We start from the raw sequence: 14714 nt of genomic DNA, 5'->3' as shown, positions 1-14714 counted from the left end.
CCAACCACCAGTCAGCAAGCGAACACCGTTTCTCGCAACCGAGAGAGCAGAGTATTCCCATGGCAAACGCCCTCCACACCACTCGTGGCACGACCGACATCGCCCTCATCGCCTGTGGCAGTAGCAAGCAGGATCTTGACGACGGTGAAACAGTCCCAGCGAAGGACCTCTACAACTCGTCGTATGCCTCCCTCAAGCAGGAATTCTCAGAAGAATTGTGCGACGATCAGCTGATCCTCTCCGGAGAACATGGCGTCGTTGAGCCGAACGAGCCGCTCACGACGTATGATGCCTCACTCCGGCCCCAGGACGACAGCTACATCGGGGATGAAGCGGTCGCTGAGTGGGCTGATCAGGTCTGCGTGGAACTGGCGACGCAACTCCACGAACGCGAGCCTGTCGGCACCATCGTCGTTCTCGCTACGTCGCACTACCTGCCAGAGCAAGTCCGATCCGTGCTTTCAGAATATCGGACAGTCTACCCGTTTGAGGAACACGATTTCGACGGGATTGGCGACCAGATGGGCTGGCTTCGAAAAACAATCGACGCCAACGAATCCCTCCCGCCTTTCCACACAACCACTAGATGATGTCACGATGAATCAGGTCATCGACGATCTGTGGCTGACACATCACCAGTATATCGCGGACAACGAAGTGACCGAATTCGATGCGGTCGTTTCCATCTGCCGGTTTAACACCGCTGATAAAGTAGATTGCGAGTACTATCACCAGTATCTTCTCTCAGACTCCCCAGACGAACATGGCTCGGAAAACAACGAACTTGAATTTTCATATGATCTGTTTGCAGAGGCTGTGGAGACCACTCTTGAGCATATGCGTGCTGGGAGAAAGACATTGGTCCACTGCGAGAGCGGAGTGTGTCGGTCGGTGAATGCATCTATTGCGGTTATCATGGAATTGGAAGACCTCTCCTACGACGAAGCCGCCGATATTATCAGGAACTGTCACGACACAATGATTTTCACACCCGCATGGTTCCAAGAATTCGCCGAGAGATACGCCAGCACCAACGAGTAGTCGTCTGAGTCAGGTCTGTTTCTCGCCAGCAGCAGGAGTGCAATGTCCATCAATCAGTCACCCGAAAACCACGAGGTTGTCTTCGTCTACAACGACCGAACCGGCGAGTACCGGAGCCTCGGCAGCGGCTGGGACTCCTTCGAAGCAGCCATCGACCACGCCGACGCCGAAGGCTACATCGACACCGAGCAAGGCGAGTTCCGCGTCGGCGTCGAGGTCGGGGGGGCCTAAGCCCGACAGAACGTCCCATTCGCTGTAGCACCGACAGGAGGGGACACATCGCACAGAAGACACGGTCGTAGCCCCTCACCACCAGTCGTTTCTCGCCACCTAGAACGTGAAGCATATGCCAGAAAATTCCAAGTCGGTCCAACAAGACATGACAGACCAGAGCGACCAAGCCACAGCACCGGACCAGCAACTCTGTCGGGAAATCTCTGTGATCGTGGAGATCAATGCCGACTCACTCCGGCATCTCGAGAAAATCGTCAGCCCCGACCACGGACGGTCAGTGAAAGAAGTCCTCGAACTCCAAACCTTCGGCGACGTGGAGGTCATCGCCGCCACGCATCCCCACGTTCCGAAGCCGGCAGACATCTGCAAAGTCCCCCACTTCGGCCACAGTGCGTCCTGTGACGATCCGTGTGACGGACCCGGCGTCTACCGGTTGTTCGAAGTTGCTGCCGTGGTCGAACCGGATGCAACAACCGACATTTTCGGTCGCTACACCATCGGCGGCCACATCGAGATCGACGTCTGCGGCCTCCGACATGAGCCTAAGCCAGTCACCGCGCTCCCCGAGTTCACCGACGACAACGACGTGCCGCCGGTCGGGCGGTTTGGCCGCGACTACGAGCCTGACGCCACCGACAACACAGACGAATCCGACGCCCGCCGCGACCGGCTCGGCGTCGGTGCATCGATCGATCGAAACAGCACGCTGTCCGAACACCACTCATGACCGATTCAGACCAGGCCACCGGCCTCGCCCAGATCGCCATCACGAACCTCGAACTGCCAGCAGACGAAGCCGACCACGTCCACCTCGCCGACGAACTCGAAGCAGAGATCAGTCTGCTGCTCGAAGACTACAACGAACACGTCAGTCGCTACAGTGAGATCGAAAATCCGGTCACAGAGGACACGACCGTCAGTGTCGATATTCGAGAGGGAAACGATGAGTAACAGCCAGCAGGCTACCGCACCAGCTGCCGAGCCGTCGCTCGATCCAGTACCAGAGACGACCACCGTCGTAAGTCCCAATCGCCCACTGACCAGGAACGCACGAGACGCACTCAAGCCCTACGGCATTCGGTCCCGCGACGACCCGCGAGAACCGGGCCGGCAGACTGTCATCGAACTCGAGCGTCGGCCACCGACCAGCCTTCGCGAGCAGCACGAACTCACGGTCGACGAGCCCCCCGTTGCAGAGTTCGACACGGGACAAGAGACTGTGCAGATATATCCCGACCGAGTACTCGCCGGCGCCGTGGAAGCATCGCTCGATCCTGCCGACGCGCTTGAGCAGGCAAAGCAGCGCGACGACTGGGACCAGACCCAGGACAATACCTAAAACTAGAACTCTCCAAGAGATACCCAACACACTCACAGATGCCAGAGCAAGATCCACCGGATGTCGTCGCGCACCATCTTGTAGCAAACGAAGGGAATCCTGCCCGATTCTTTCTCAAGAACAGCCAACTCACGATTCCAACAGAGCCGTACTCTAGTGGGACTCCAGAAACAACTACTGCAGAAGTATCGTCTTTCGACGCCGTAATCGAACAGGCCAGTGTCGAAGACGGTGGTCTCAATGTCTCCAGTTTTGGTGGAGTCCACCTCCCTGCAACCGAATGGGAGCGAGTAGGCCTTTCTAGACATCAAGAACACGATGCAGTCGATCCACACGACCCGTTCACCGATATGAATCGGAGACTCGAAGTCTGGGCAAGTCGCGAAGACAACCTCTTCGAGGCGTCCGATGATGACTATAGATTCGACCATCTTGAGCCACTCCCAGACGATTCGCCGTTACTCACAGAGTGGAACGATCAGATCGATGATGAGCCAGATCGACCCCCGGTCCCAATCGAATATCCGACACTCACTCTGTATGTTACACACGGGGAAAATGCAGAAACGGACGCCAGAGGTTTCGATCGGATCCAGGTCGGAACAATTGTCCGTATCGAACCACTTGATGACCTTTCAGAATGGCCATCAGAACCGGACTACGAAAAACGTGAACTAGACATATCTCTCCCATCTCGACATCCATCAATTGACTTCGGAGAGCTAGACCCACTCATCTGGTCAGACGACATTCTTGAGGCGGTTTTCACAATCAACCGACACGCGAAACGCCTTGACATTGAAGCCGATGACGCATATCAAGCCAACGCCGGAGCTGAAGCCCGAGCCTACTCCATTCAGAAAAAAGCGCTATACTCAGTGAAAACCATCGCAATCCACCGGCTTGTCAAGCAGGAGCCAGACAAAGTCAACGTGACACTACACGACCTCGGAGAAACAACGATGTTCTGTTTTGATTTTGGTGAGTTTTCGTTCCACCAACCACGCGAAGCAGTCGTCGATGACCTCTTCGATACAGTCGGGCTGGATCCATCTGAACTAGAACCGCAGTCGATTGACTTCGAGCCATCCACGAACACAGATGACCTCCCCAAAACACTCCCCGAAGCATTGGCCACTCTCAAACAAGTCGGGCTCAACGCCAACAGCCACCTAGATTCAACATCCGTCGAAGACTACAACTTCGGATATCACGTCTCAACGACGTTTGACGCCCTCAAATGAACTGAAAAAATGGCACGCGGCACAATCGACACATACGAGATTGGCGATGCCAGTATTACCGTCGAATTCGACACCGGCGGCCCCGTCGGTGCGACAGAAGTCGTCTTCATCAACGGTGACGACTACAGTGTGACACGCTGGTTCTACTACGACGAGTTTCACGAGCAGTACGCTCGGAATTTCGCCGAGAAAATCGTCACTGACAGCGAATACAGACAGAAGTCACTCGACGGCACTGCCGACTGGGCACAGGTTAGCGACCTGTACGACGAAGCCTCGCGGCGCGTCCACCAACTGTTCCGGGATCACAAACTACTGGGCTACCGCCACGGCAACGACACAGAAAAACAACGATACGAGACAGCGACGACAGAACAGGAGCGAATCTGCAAGTCGCTGTTCGAGGAAATCAAATCCCGAATCCGAGACGGTGAGAACGTCGCCAGTCTCTCAAACTACATTGACGACCGCGTCGAAACAGCAAAGCAGATTGCGACCACACTTGATCCCGAAGCGGCCCACACTCTCGAAGTCGGTATGCGCGTTCTGGATACTGGGGATACTACGACATTCAGGCCAGAGGACACCGCAAGCGTTGCCGTCGTCGTCGCGCTCCCACCTGACTCCGCCGACGCCCACTACGTCACCGACACCGACACCGTCGCCGACTACAACGAGAACTATCCGGACGACGCTTCCGTCGCAACCGTCGCCTTCGAGTCTGATCTCCCAGAGGCGGATGAATGGGACGACGATCCCGAACGGCTCCAAGAAATCGCCTCTGGAGACGCAATCCGAACATACACATATCCTGCCCCCCGTCTCGTGCCAGTCGACGTCGCAGAACGACTGAAAGACCCTCCCTGAGTACAGGTTCCACTGTTTCTCGCCAGCGGGCGACGCGAGCCATGAGCAGTACCAATCCACAGCAGACGGCAGACAGCGAGCAGGTTCACGTGAAATTCTATCCACAGGTCTGGGACAACGGATACGCGCTCACCGGGGATGCCTTCGAGTTCACAGTCCCCCGGGACGACGCAATCGACGAAGACGGCGAACTACTCGAAGACAACACCGCAGAGTCTGACCAGTTACGAAACCACCAAAACGCACCGAAAAAGGCTCGAAAGTGGCAGGGGCCGTTCTTTGTCACGCTCGAAGAGATCGAGTGACCCATGATCGAACTCGACGGCTACGAGGAAATCGGACCACCAGAGGAAACTGTCCAGTCCGAGCATCTCTCGAAACCAGAACCAAGCTCAGATCCCGTGGACATCTGGGAGATCAGCCGCGTTCTCGATACCTCTGGCGTCGGCGGTGGAAAAGACCGCGCTGTCCTCTTCTCTGGAGGGGATGACTCGCTCGCCCTCACCCATCTCGCCATGGAGAACGACATGGCGGATTTCGTTATCCATCTTGCAACGAACTCATCGCTGCCGGCAAATATCGACTACGTGCGGGAAATATGTAAGAAGTTCAACTGGCCCTTCTTCATCATCTCCTCGCCGATGCCGTTCGACCTGTTCGCCTACCGGTACGCGTTCCCCGGTCCAAGCCTCCACCGGCAGGCCTATATCTACTTCAAGGGGCGGCAACTGGGCTACTTCAGCCGGCATCGGGCCGGCGGCGTGAAGTACTTCTCTGGCGTCCGTCGCCTCGAATCCGATCGCCGTATGGAAAACATCGAAGCCGAAGTCCAGTACGAAGATCCTTCAAACGGTGGCAACTTCCGCGGTTGGTGGCTCTCACCACTCATCGACAAATCCGATGAGTGGGTCGCCAAGTATCGCGGCCGTCACAACCTCCCGCGTAACCCCGTCGCCCGAAAGATCCACCGCAGTGGCGACTGCTTCTGTCTCGCCTACGGCCATCGCGACGAGGAACTCGTCAACCTCCAAGCAAAATTCCCAGACCACGCCGAATGGTTACTGAATACGGAGCAGCGCGTGCAAGAATACCGCGGTCGCGTCTATCTGCTGGAAGACGAACATCCCGACATCTACGAAGAGGTGAGTTCGCTTCGGAAACAGACCAAGCCCAACCCGATGCGACTCACCGTCCTCAAAAACGAGTATCCCGGCATCTTCGACAGCATCGCTGCAGTCGACAAAGAGCAGGCCATCCAGCGAGGACGACTCGATGAAACCTGCTACATCGGTCACGGCGGAATGTCTCATACCGACCTGCGGGAACGGATTGCCGACGCGGACAGCTGCCAGCAAACACTCTGCGAAACGTGCCAAGGCCGGGCCAGCCAAGTCGCGGCTTCGGTCAAGCGCCGCCAACAGGAGGCTGCGGCCGCTCTCGAAGAGAACACAATCCAGCAGACGATCACGCCCGAAACCGAGACAGACAGCCGCCAACAGCACTGCGAACCGCAGACTCTCGGCAGTACCAGCGAAGAATCTGTCGCTAGTCGAACCACGCAGGTCACACTCGACGACGCCAGTCGATGAATGGCGATCCCCTAGTCGCACAAAGTCCAGTTTCTCGCCTCCAGACGAGCGCGAGTACCATGAGCGACACCGACACTGCACAGCGTGCAGAAGACCTCCCAGACGACATCGGCCCACTCCACCAAACAAGCGGTTTCGCCGAACCGGCGAAAACTCCCGAACACGGCGACCTCGAGATCGGTCTCAAAAACGGGGACGGCTACCTCAAACTCGTTCCCTTCCCCGACAGCGAGGTGATGGAGTTCACGATTCCCCGAGATGCAGTCACCGAATTCGTCGCCAAGCGAAGCGAGCAGCATCCACTCCCCACCGTTCCAGACGGCTTCGGCGGCAAACGGGCAGCACCAGATGCGTGGAACGGTGGGCACGTCCGACACACAGGCGGAGGGCTGTACTGCCGGATCTGGCGACAGCAAATCGACAACGGAACGCTAGAGGTCGCCTACAGTGTGCCCGGTTGCATGGGCGTGACACTCGGCCAGTACGATACCGGAAACGCCTGGGGGGGAGAAATCGACAGCATTCAGGTTGCCGAGCAAACGGACGACGCCTGCGCGGATGCCGCGTGCCGACTGATGCGCGCCGTCGACGAAGGTGTCTACGACGCTCAGATCGAGTGAGCACCCATTCAGAGGCATCAGTACCACACTCAGACGCCCCCTGTTTTTCGCCTGCGAAAGGCCCGCACACCATGGCTACATTCCAAGCAGCAACTGCGTCAAATCGACCCGAAATCGACGCTGACCAGATCGACGAGTTGAACAAAGTCATCAGCCATTTCGACTTCTCTGGCGCCCACGAGTCTCTCACCGTCCTCGCTCACGAGGACGAAGCCAGCGACGGCAAAGCCGTTCTCGAACTCCACGGCTACGCTCACTTCCAGCCCCAGAAGATCAAAGAGTCGTATATCGACCGGGAACCAGACCTCGAAGACGAGTCCACCTACGAGTTCCTTGAAAGCATCGCGCCATTCCTCGAGGAAAAGCTCGTCATCCAAACTATCGGACGCGAAAAGTGTCGGTTCCCCTTCCTCGCTTCTGTATATGCTGTCTGGCCCGACGGTCACATCGAACACACCACGCTCGACAGTAATCCAGAGCGGCAGACAAGCAGGGCAAATGAAGCAGACTAACTAGTTGGCAGTCTGGTCAGGCGTTCTGGGCCCACTCAAGGCCCTCATCAAACTCGGAGAAGCCTTTGGTCTCACACTCTTCAGCCTGATTCCGCTGAGCAATCGCCATCCGAGCAAGCCCATCAGCGACGTATGCGGTTCGAGCAATCCCAGTCTCGTTTGCCAACTCGGTCCACTCCTGTTCAACGTGTTCTAGAGTATTCGATGCCCCAGCCGTGTCCACTTCCTCAATATGGATGACAACGCCATCCATATCCGGAGATCCAGCCCGCTCACGGAAATGGTCCTCTCCCGCTTCCAGTTCCCCAGACTCAAGCGCCTCGTCAAGGTCAGCGATCGTCCAAATTCCAACTCCAGCCTGTTCCTCGTAGGTGACACTACTACTCAGTTGTTCGGGCATCAAAGCGTACCAACACAGGAAACTACTTCAAACTGGCCCTCAGTTCATCCTCTGTTACAGAAGATTCGGGAACCAGCCAAGAAGCGGCCATCTGTGGCACCGATGAAGAGCCACAGACAGTCGTGCGTGGATGATGAATCAGTTTCGGCGGCGTTGGCGGTCTGCTCAGCGATAAACTGAGCATCCGGATGTTGACCGGTGGATATCAAAGTCTTTGTGCAAATTTTCGTCACGGTGCCCATCAAATCATATACTGCGATTATCTCAAGACAGTATTAACTTCCCAAGACCCGGCCAAGCGACCTCTAGAGCAAAGGACAGATGCCTAGTTCTATTGTGTTGGGAACGCTAGATATTCGTAGACGGGCTCACCCATGAAAACAGCAGAGTCCCAGCCACAGACCACGACAAGCGACCAGGACGCTAGCCAAAGAGAGACGGCATCAGGTCCGAATTCAGGACCAGATGGGACTCGCAGCGAGCCAATCGTCTCAAGGCTCCCAGACGGACACGCGCCAGTCGATTTTGCTGCTGCACGGGAGACGGAGACAGAGCTCTGGCAACACACTCTCGAGACCAGGTACGAGATCAGGCAGGGGAACCGCCCCGACCTCTTCGTCGTCGTTCCGCCGACCGAACCCGACGACACACCAACCGCCCACAACTGCTCACTCTCTCGCTCGCCAGATGCCGCCCACGGCGAAGCGCAACACACGGACGGGCAACAGTGGACCGCTGGCCATGGTTGGTGCAGCTGTCTCATGTTCCAGTCAGAAGGAATCTGCGCGCACCTCATCGCGATCCGGCAACAAGCCGCGCTTCGATCACTCGATATCCCTGAGTATCAACCTGATTGATCGAGCGCAAACGAACGTCAAGAACGGGACCCCTTCTCGCCAAGTGCAATCCGTTTTCTCGCTCCCTGAAGGCTGAGGTTTTTCTCTATGGTCTCTTTTCGAGAACTCGAAGAAGATGCATCAGTTTCCGAATCGTCTCAGGACAACGCAACAGCAACAGAACACACGGAAGAGGGAGAGAGTCATCATCTCGATACTGACTCCTGTCCCGACTGTAGCGGTGCTCTCCGCGTAGTTGACGGCGACGTCTGTTGCGAAGAGTGTGGACGCCTCATCGAAGGTGGGTCCTCACTCGAATACAATCCCGAATACGCAGAGCCAGACGGTGAAATACAGCCCAAAGACGCCCGAGAAACGACAACGAAGAGTCGACACGACGACGGACTCACAACGGTAATCGGACAGTCAACAAACGTCGTCCCCAGTCACAAACAAGCTCGGCTCACTCGCCTACGAAAGCACCACCGGAAAGCGCAACTCGACAGCGAGGATACTGCACTCGCCTCCGCTCACGGCGAAGTCAATCGCCTCATCTCCGCGCTAGACCTACCGTCCAACTACCGGGAGCAGGCGGGGCAACTGCTCAGAGACTGCGAGAGCCGCGGCTTCCTCCCAAATTACGGGATCGACACAATCGCCGCCGTCGTCGTCTACGCGACGATCAGGCTCAACCGCCTGCCACGCACACTCGTCGAAGTTGCCTCAGAAGCTCAGGTCTCACTGGACCAAGTTCGCAGGGCCTACCGGGCAGTCGTCGAAGACACAGAACTCCCCATCCCACCACGCCGGCCACGGGAGTTCATCCCGCCTCTCACATCGAAGCTCGACGTCGAACACTCTGTTGAGCATCGGGCAATCGAGATCGCTGATGCCGCATTCGATGTCGGCTACAGTTCTGGGAAAGATCCCGAAGTGATGGCGGCTACCTGCCTCTTGCTCGCAGCAAGAGAAGACACTGCCGGCACTCACATTCCAGTGGTAGAATTAGCTGAGGCCACCTCCACAACAGGACGAGGAATCCTCAAACGAGTGGAGGAAATCCACGAATCCGACGTTTTCGAGCCAGCAGCCCAGTAGCGAAGTTCGCGGTTGTGAAGTTCTGTTCCGCTAGACGACTCCACATTTCTCGCTCCCGAATGGCCCGAGATATGCAATTCCCGATGGGAACCATTCGGCAAATTCTCGCCGCTCACGGCATCGACTCGATAGACGACCTCGAAGTCAACGATCCAGTCACGGTCTCACCGCCGGCATTCGAGGACCTCACCATCGAGCGGATCGGTGACGATCTCGTCGCAGTCGGCCACTACTACATCCAGCGTGGCGACCAGATGTGCGATCCCGAGATCACGTTCAAAGAGACAGACGATAGGTGGCGGCCCGTCGAATATATCCACCATCCACTCGGGAAGCAACGCTTCGACGAATCGGGACTGATGGAAGTCCAGCAGTTCATCAGTAGTTGGGACAGCCGTCTCGAAAAGCAGGGTTTCGTCCGAGCCGCCGAGCAAGACGCCAACAGCGGAGAGGAACAGTCATGAGTAGTCTGAGCAAGGCACCGTCTCAGAACAAGTCACCGCGCCCGGTCGACCTCCGAATCCAACTTGGTGACTACTTCAAGTTCCCCTTCCGCGAGCGAGTTCTCGACAGCGAATCCAATACGACAGCCGCTATCTACTTCCTGCGGTCACACGTCGAAGAAATCGCCGCCGCGTACGATATCAATCCAAGCGGGAAAACCAAACGCCACCTGTACGATGCCATTCGAGAGGAAATCGGTCGCCCTCCACAGGACGGCAAGCCCTTCTCACAAGACGATCTGCTTGCGCTCGTCTACGACCTCGGGCTGACCCCGCGGCGAGAACCTGCCCTTGTGACCGAGTTATACGACCTGTCAGGGGCACCCGTCGGCGGGAAACATTTGTATACGCTTCTAGAAGCCGCCTACGTTGACGTAATTCTCGGTGGAAACGACGGGCAGCGGATGTTCTGGCCGAGTCGAATCCAGCCAGTCCACGAGGCCACCGGCTCCTACCGAGATGCCTGCTCAGAGTATATCGTTGACAGCTCGTTCAAAGACGAGTCGATCAACAACACCGACGCGCTGGATACGGCCGCCGACCTCGGAGCCGACGCCGTCGTCCTGGCCGACGTCTGGCACGACATGAAAGCCACCGTCGACGCACTCGTTGACGGCGTTGCCCACTTCGAATCCCACGAGTACGACGGCGAGGTGATCCTCCCACTGCAACCGCCATTCGGCGAGTGTGCCGACCGGCTACTCGACCACGGCATCTCGGATTTCGCCTTCGCCATCGGCGGGCTCAAAAACGAGAACACAGATCAGCCGAAGCTCAGCGCCGCTCGCGAAGTCCGGGCCGTCATCGGTGACGACGCCCACCTGCACGGGCTCGGATTTGGCCTCACGCCGCCACTCGCGACCGCAATCCGCGACGATCCCGACCTGCTGGATTCACTGGACTACAGCACCCCAATCCGCGACTTCGATACGTCGGTGAAGGCTGGCGACGAACGACTGTCGGTTGTCGCCGCCCAAGCCAGTAGCCGACTCATCGAGGACGTTCGCCTCGTCACTCCATTCGCTCAAGACGCGACCACACAGCAACACCTGGGCGCGTTCGGCGACGACTAGCCAGTTTGTCGCTCACAGGAGAAACAGATGACCGCAAACCAAGACTCAGCAACAGTGGCAGCTGCCAGGTCCACGCCCACCGTTTCGCTCGAAATTGAACAGGCGCGACAGCGGCCGCCACGCGTGACGGAACTCTCGTTTTCGCATCCGAAAAACTACCTCGGCGTCCCGCTAGCCGTCGTCGGGTCCGGCCAGACCGGCGCACTCGTGCGACAGCATCTCGTGAGCCTCCCCGGGCGGGCGAAACAGGGCGCTATCGAACTCGGACTGCTCACACCAGACGGTGCCTGCACTCCACTTGGTGATCACGTCGTCGCCGCCGGCGTCAAGATCCACGGCAGCGCAGAAGCCGCCCTCACCACGTTCGACGGCCTTCACGGATCGCCCAAACGGTTCTGTAATGTCTTCCCAGCGTGGCAAGACACCGCCCAGCGCGTCTTCGCGACCTACGAGCCTGCAGAGTTCATCATTTCCACCCTCCGAAACTACGACCGGCCACTGACACTTCCAGAACTCGTCGAAACGCTCGCCGAAAAAGACGAGCAACGGACAGCACGACTCTTTCTCCGGGCTGACAGCAACAGCAACCGGCAAGCCGTCGAAGACGTCGACCTCACGGACTGCTCGAACTACCGGGGCGAACCTATCTCACAGCTGAAAGGCTGTCTGTTCCACACCGGCATCGTCACCGAACGTGGGGCCGACACGGAAACGATCGACCCAGCAACCGATCACTGGGCACTCGAGCAACCGTTCAGAGCACAGACGGGCGACAACAGAGGTGACGGACGATGATGTGGCGGGAGATGAAAGAACGGATGGAGATCATCGCGAAGAATCCCATCCGGGTATTCGCCGCCTCCTACTGGCCGCGATACGGGTACCCATACAAGCTCCAACACTGCGAGAAAGCCACCGACGGCGTGCGAGACTCCTGCTACGAACTCATCATCGACTCGAACTTCGAGGACCCCTCAGTGTCCAACGAAGACGTGATCAAAGCCGCCGAGAAATTCGACGCCGACATCATCATCCCGAAAGACTTTGTCGGCCAGCCGACGCGAACTCTCGAATCCACCAAAGAGTTCCTCCCGCTAGTCCGAGAAGCAGACACGCACGCGAAGGTCTGGGCACCGATCCAACCACCGTATGCAGACCACTACGCCGCACACGCCGACTTCTACTCAGAGTTTTCTCACTTCGCACTCGGCGGTCTCCAGCAGTTCGAATCCACGCAAGAGCAGATCGACGCCATCGAAGCTTTCCGAGAAGTTGCCGGCGAACACGTCCACGTCCACGGCTTCGGCGTCGGAACAAGCCTCGAGATGGTCAAAGCTCTCCGCCGAGATCGGCCCTTCCTTGATTCGATCGACATCTCAACCGCAGAGCGGGCCCTCAAGAACTCGGTCATCCCAGACAAATCGTGGAAGCAGACGCCGTTTTACATTCCACAGGGGACCGACTCAACGACCGTCCGGTCCAACTTCGCCTCTGCCGTCCTGATCATGCTGAACTACATGCTCGGTCCGCAGGTTGACGACGACGTCGTCTCAGCCTACCACGATCAGACCACACTCGGCGAAGTCCAGCAGATGGTCGACAGCACTCAAACAGGAACACAAGCCACCAGCAAGCGAGGTAAAGCAGTAGAAGAGTGAATTATCAATTTATGGACTGCATTCAATTAGCGAACATCAGAAGGAGAATTAAGGCAACATGACTAAAAGAGCTAATAGCAGATCCAAAGCAATGACTGACGGCGGAGAGACCAACAACAGTACCAAGCCGGACTATGAGGTGATTGCGGGTGAAAAACCGGCGCGAGACGGCTCCCGGCGACTCGTTCCGTCGGGTGAAGGCGCCACTCCATACAAAAGGAATATGCGCTACCGCGACGAGCTAGCTGGAATTACTCTTAAAGCCGGTACCAGACCAAGCGAGGATTCGATATCATTCGTCGCACTCCATCCACACAATCCCAAACGATCAGGGCGGGCAGTCTTACACGACTGGTTGGCCCGGATTGGCGTCAACGAAACCAAAGAAGAAACAGATCCCCTCCACGCCGCAGACACCAATGAGCCGCCCGAAGGATACGAGAAAGAAACAACAGAAGACTACCGAAACACAAGACCAGAAGACCCACGTGGAGATGGAGTATACAAGCGAGATTCAGCGTCTAGTCCTCTCACTGACGAAATTGCAGATGCCGTCACTCGTGCTGGTGGACGTCTCCCTTGCGAGTTTAGCGCCAGAGTGCAAAACGAAGGATACGCTCGATTCCGTGATTGGACAGTCTATGCGCCTGGTCACAATCCTTACCATGTCGCTGCAGCTGTCACTGACCTTTTGCGAGATAGCGACGGAGTCAATCAAGTCGACGTGACCGTTGCAGATCAGACAGCCGAAGACCTAGCCAAACGACTCAGGTCAACCCGGTTCGGGTATATTTTCGATAGCGATGAGGAAGAATTAGTCGACCGAGCCATCCAAGAACTTCGGTGGGAATCAGGACTCGGAGAATGGCAACAACGCAAACTCGAGATTAATGCTAGCCCTGCCCGCCAACGCATCGAGCACGCAGATCTTGAAGATGAAACAGGCAGAAAGTCCACCGAACAGGCCGTAAAAAAGATTGGATCACACCCAGGAGATGCGTGGGATCACCACACAGTCCATATCCACATTGCAGAGGAAGCCACAAACAAACATTGGGCATGACTCAGACCCAAAGAGTATCAAGATGAACACGAAAAACCTGTGAACACTGCCGCAAACATCTTCTCATGCCCGATAGCCAAATCACCAGAGACCCCTACGCTCCCGACGAAGAACTAGAGAGCCTAATCAACAACGAACTCGCAGATGTCAGAGTTTCTTACACATCAGACACAGAAATCGATCTCCCAGCAGGCCTAACAGCCCAGCAGCGCGACTATGAAATGACACTCAAAGACGATGGTGATGAGTTTGTACTCTCGGGGACCGAAACAGCCAGTGGTATTGGTATGTTCCTGTCTCTGGAAGGACATTTAGGCTTCGCAGCAGGTATCATCCTCAGCCACGCTCTCATCCTTGGTCAGCCAACGCAGATATATACTGATGAAGGAATGTCTAGCGATCCAGTTTTCGACGAATACCAAGACCTCACGGCAGAATGGTACCAGCCAGCAGCAGTCGACAACGGACTACCAGAAGCCAGACTCTCTCAGCGAACAGCTGATCTCAAGGCGACAAAAATCTCACTTAACGAGATTGAACGGTATGCGCGGCACTGGTTGTCGCTTGAATGACCCGTCGAGCGGCCGCGCTTTTTCGCGCTGAAGACACGGGTGTTGGCGGCCCAAGCATCGCGCTC

General features: G+C 56.8%; 21 protein-coding genes. 19 read left to right on the top strand and 2 right to left on the bottom strand.

The features are described 5' to 3' along the window. Window positions 1-59 precede the first annotated feature (59 nt). The 11 genes from BMX17_RS26380 (at window position 60) to BMX17_RS19785 (ending at window position 6934) form a co-directional block, all read left to right on the top strand. The gene (locus BMX17_RS26380; RefSeq protein ID WP_170845494.1) at window positions 60-590 is read left to right on the top strand and encodes a DUF6884 domain-containing protein; all 531 of its coding nucleotides are present in this window, start codon (window positions 60-62) and stop codon (window positions 588-590) included. A 7-nt stretch (window positions 591-597) separates the two neighbouring features. Next, window positions 598-1041 (top strand): dual specificity protein phosphatase family protein, encoded by a 444-nt coding sequence (locus BMX17_RS26375; protein WP_170845493.1) that lies wholly within the window; start codon window positions 598-600, stop codon window positions 1039-1041. Window positions 1042-1083: 42 nt separating this feature from the next. Next, window positions 1084-1272, top strand: coding sequence for a hypothetical protein (locus tag BMX17_RS19825; RefSeq protein WP_092663374.1), 189 nt, complete (start codon window positions 1084-1086; stop codon window positions 1270-1272). Between the two features lie 148 nt (window positions 1273-1420). Continuing rightward, window positions 1421-2002: a hypothetical protein gene (locus tag BMX17_RS19820; RefSeq protein WP_092663372.1), complete on the top strand. Its 582-nt coding sequence runs from the start codon at window positions 1421-1423 to the stop codon at window positions 2000-2002. Next, entirely contained in the window at window positions 1999-2226 is a 228-nt protein-coding gene (locus BMX17_RS19815) for a hypothetical protein (RefSeq protein ID WP_092663370.1), read from the top strand. The genes BMX17_RS19820 and BMX17_RS19815 overlap by 4 nt, the downstream gene beginning before the upstream one ends. Next, window positions 2219-2614, top strand: a complete 396-nt coding sequence (locus tag BMX17_RS19810; protein ID WP_092663368.1) for a hypothetical protein — start codon at window positions 2219-2221, stop codon at window positions 2612-2614. Before BMX17_RS19815 ends, BMX17_RS19810 begins: the two co-directional genes overlap by 8 nt. Before the next feature lie 38 nt (window positions 2615-2652). Then, a complete protein-coding gene (locus BMX17_RS19805; RefSeq protein ID WP_092663366.1) occupies window positions 2653-3858 on the top strand; it encodes a hypothetical protein in 1206 nt (401 codons plus the stop codon). Between the two features lie 9 nt (window positions 3859-3867). Then, entirely contained in the window at window positions 3868-4725 is an 858-nt protein-coding gene (locus tag BMX17_RS19800) for a hypothetical protein (protein WP_092663364.1), read from the top strand. Window positions 4726-4766: 41 nt separating this feature from the next. Next, on the top strand, window positions 4767-5030 hold the full coding sequence (locus BMX17_RS19795) for a hypothetical protein (RefSeq protein ID WP_244515064.1): 264 nt from the start codon (window positions 4767-4769) through the stop codon (window positions 5028-5030). Between the two features lie 3 nt (window positions 5031-5033). Beyond that, complete coding sequence (locus BMX17_RS19790; RefSeq protein WP_092663362.1) at window positions 5034-6314, top strand: phosphoadenosine phosphosulfate reductase domain-containing protein; 1281 nt, start codon at window positions 5034-5036, stop codon at window positions 6312-6314. 59 nt (window positions 6315-6373) lie between these two features. Then, on the top strand, window positions 6374-6934 hold the full coding sequence (locus BMX17_RS19785; RefSeq protein ID WP_092663360.1) for a hypothetical protein: 561 nt from the start codon (window positions 6374-6376) through the stop codon (window positions 6932-6934). 98 nt (window positions 6935-7032) lie between these two features. On the opposite strand, the gene BMX17_RS25375 is transcribed toward BMX17_RS19785, so the two are convergent. Together BMX17_RS25375 and BMX17_RS19775 are read right to left on the bottom strand one after the other, a co-directional pair. Next, on the bottom strand, window positions 7033-7380 hold the full coding sequence (locus tag BMX17_RS25375) for a hypothetical protein (protein ID WP_211611401.1): 348 nt from the start codon (window positions 7378-7380) through the stop codon (window positions 7033-7035). Between the two features lie 82 nt (window positions 7381-7462). After that, entirely contained in the window at window positions 7463-7846 is a 384-nt protein-coding gene (locus BMX17_RS19775) for a hypothetical protein (protein ID WP_092663356.1), read from the bottom strand. 374 nt (window positions 7847-8220) lie between these two features. On the opposite strand from BMX17_RS19775, the gene BMX17_RS27575 reads away from it, so the two are divergent. The 8 genes from BMX17_RS27575 to BMX17_RS19740 all read left to right on the top strand — a co-directional run bounded on the left by BMX17_RS27575 (window position 8221) and on the right by BMX17_RS19740 (window position 14649). Then, window positions 8221-8703, top strand: a complete 483-nt coding sequence (locus BMX17_RS27575; protein ID WP_139203618.1) for an SWIM zinc finger family protein — start codon at window positions 8221-8223, stop codon at window positions 8701-8703. Window positions 8704-8790: 87 nt separating this feature from the next. Continuing rightward, complete coding sequence (locus tag BMX17_RS19770; RefSeq protein ID WP_092663354.1) at window positions 8791-9780, top strand: transcription initiation factor IIB; 990 nt, start codon at window positions 8791-8793, stop codon at window positions 9778-9780. An 83-nt stretch (window positions 9781-9863) separates the two neighbouring features. After that, window positions 9864-10244, top strand: a complete 381-nt coding sequence (locus BMX17_RS19765) for a DUF6908 domain-containing protein (protein ID WP_139203617.1) — start codon at window positions 9864-9866, stop codon at window positions 10242-10244. Continuing rightward, window positions 10241-11356, top strand: coding sequence for a hypothetical protein (locus BMX17_RS19760; RefSeq protein ID WP_092663350.1), 1116 nt, complete (start codon window positions 10241-10243; stop codon window positions 11354-11356). The genes BMX17_RS19765 and BMX17_RS19760 overlap by 4 nt, the downstream gene beginning before the upstream one ends. Before the next feature lie 54 nt (window positions 11357-11410). Further along, on the top strand, window positions 11411-12151 hold the full coding sequence (locus BMX17_RS19755) for a hypothetical protein (RefSeq protein ID WP_139203616.1): 741 nt from the start codon (window positions 11411-11413) through the stop codon (window positions 12149-12151). After that, window positions 12148-13014, top strand: a complete 867-nt coding sequence (locus tag BMX17_RS19750) for a hypothetical protein (protein ID WP_139203615.1) — start codon at window positions 12148-12150, stop codon at window positions 13012-13014. The genes BMX17_RS19755 and BMX17_RS19750 overlap by 4 nt, the downstream gene beginning before the upstream one ends. A gap of 91 nt (window positions 13015-13105) precedes the next feature. After that, the gene (locus BMX17_RS25365) at window positions 13106-14077 is read left to right on the top strand and encodes a hypothetical protein (protein ID WP_139203614.1); all 972 of its coding nucleotides are present in this window, start codon (window positions 13106-13108) and stop codon (window positions 14075-14077) included. A gap of 65 nt (window positions 14078-14142) precedes the next feature. Next, window positions 14143-14649, top strand: coding sequence for a hypothetical protein (locus tag BMX17_RS19740; RefSeq protein WP_092663342.1), 507 nt, complete (start codon window positions 14143-14145; stop codon window positions 14647-14649). Window positions 14650-14714 lie beyond the last annotated feature (65 nt).

The organism is Halorientalis persicus (assembly GCF_900110215.1).
Classification (GTDB): Archaea; Halobacteriota; Halobacteria; order Halobacteriales; family Haloarculaceae; genus Halorientalis; species Halorientalis persica.
The sequence above is the reverse complement of the archived record's forward strand: the minus strand, read 5'-3'. Positions and strand labels throughout refer to the sequence as shown.

Coding starts and splice junctions, on each gene's coding strand:
- BMX17_RS27575 (WP_139203618.1), top strand. CDS start 8,221: ATGAAAACAGCAGAGTCCCAGCCACAGACCACGACAAGCGACCAGGAC.
- BMX17_RS19825 (WP_092663374.1), top strand. CDS start 1,084: ATGTCCATCAATCAGTCACCCGAAAACCACGAGGTTGTCTTCGTCTAC.
- BMX17_RS19760 (WP_092663350.1), top strand. CDS start 10,241: ATGAGTAGTCTGAGCAAGGCACCGTCTCAGAACAAGTCACCGCGCCCG.
- BMX17_RS19815 (WP_092663370.1), top strand. CDS start 1,999: ATGACCGATTCAGACCAGGCCACCGGCCTCGCCCAGATCGCCATCACG.
- BMX17_RS25365 (WP_139203614.1), top strand. CDS start 13,106: ATGACTGACGGCGGAGAGACCAACAACAGTACCAAGCCGGACTATGAG.
- BMX17_RS19805 (WP_092663366.1), top strand. CDS start 2,653: ATGCCAGAGCAAGATCCACCGGATGTCGTCGCGCACCATCTTGTAGCA.
- BMX17_RS19770 (WP_092663354.1), top strand. CDS start 8,791: ATGGTCTCTTTTCGAGAACTCGAAGAAGATGCATCAGTTTCCGAATCG.
- BMX17_RS19775 (WP_092663356.1), bottom strand. CDS start 7,846: ATGCCCGAACAACTGAGTAGTAGTGTCACCTACGAGGAACAGGCTGGA.
- BMX17_RS19750 (WP_139203615.1), top strand. CDS start 12,148: ATGATGTGGCGGGAGATGAAAGAACGGATGGAGATCATCGCGAAGAAT.
- BMX17_RS19790 (WP_092663362.1), top strand. CDS start 5,034: ATGATCGAACTCGACGGCTACGAGGAAATCGGACCACCAGAGGAAACT.
- BMX17_RS19810 (WP_092663368.1), top strand. CDS start 2,219: ATGAGTAACAGCCAGCAGGCTACCGCACCAGCTGCCGAGCCGTCGCTC.
- BMX17_RS19795 (WP_244515064.1), top strand. CDS start 4,767: ATGAGCAGTACCAATCCACAGCAGACGGCAGACAGCGAGCAGGTTCAC.
- BMX17_RS19800 (WP_092663364.1), top strand. CDS start 3,868: ATGGCACGCGGCACAATCGACACATACGAGATTGGCGATGCCAGTATT.
- BMX17_RS19785 (WP_092663360.1), top strand. CDS start 6,374: ATGAGCGACACCGACACTGCACAGCGTGCAGAAGACCTCCCAGACGAC.
- BMX17_RS19740 (WP_092663342.1), top strand. CDS start 14,143: ATGCCCGATAGCCAAATCACCAGAGACCCCTACGCTCCCGACGAAGAA.
- BMX17_RS19765 (WP_139203617.1), top strand. CDS start 9,864: ATGGGAACCATTCGGCAAATTCTCGCCGCTCACGGCATCGACTCGATA.
- BMX17_RS19820 (WP_092663372.1), top strand. CDS start 1,421: ATGACAGACCAGAGCGACCAAGCCACAGCACCGGACCAGCAACTCTGT.
- BMX17_RS26375 (WP_170845493.1), top strand. CDS start 598: ATGAATCAGGTCATCGACGATCTGTGGCTGACACATCACCAGTATATC.
- BMX17_RS26380 (WP_170845494.1), top strand. CDS start 60: ATGGCAAACGCCCTCCACACCACTCGTGGCACGACCGACATCGCCCTC.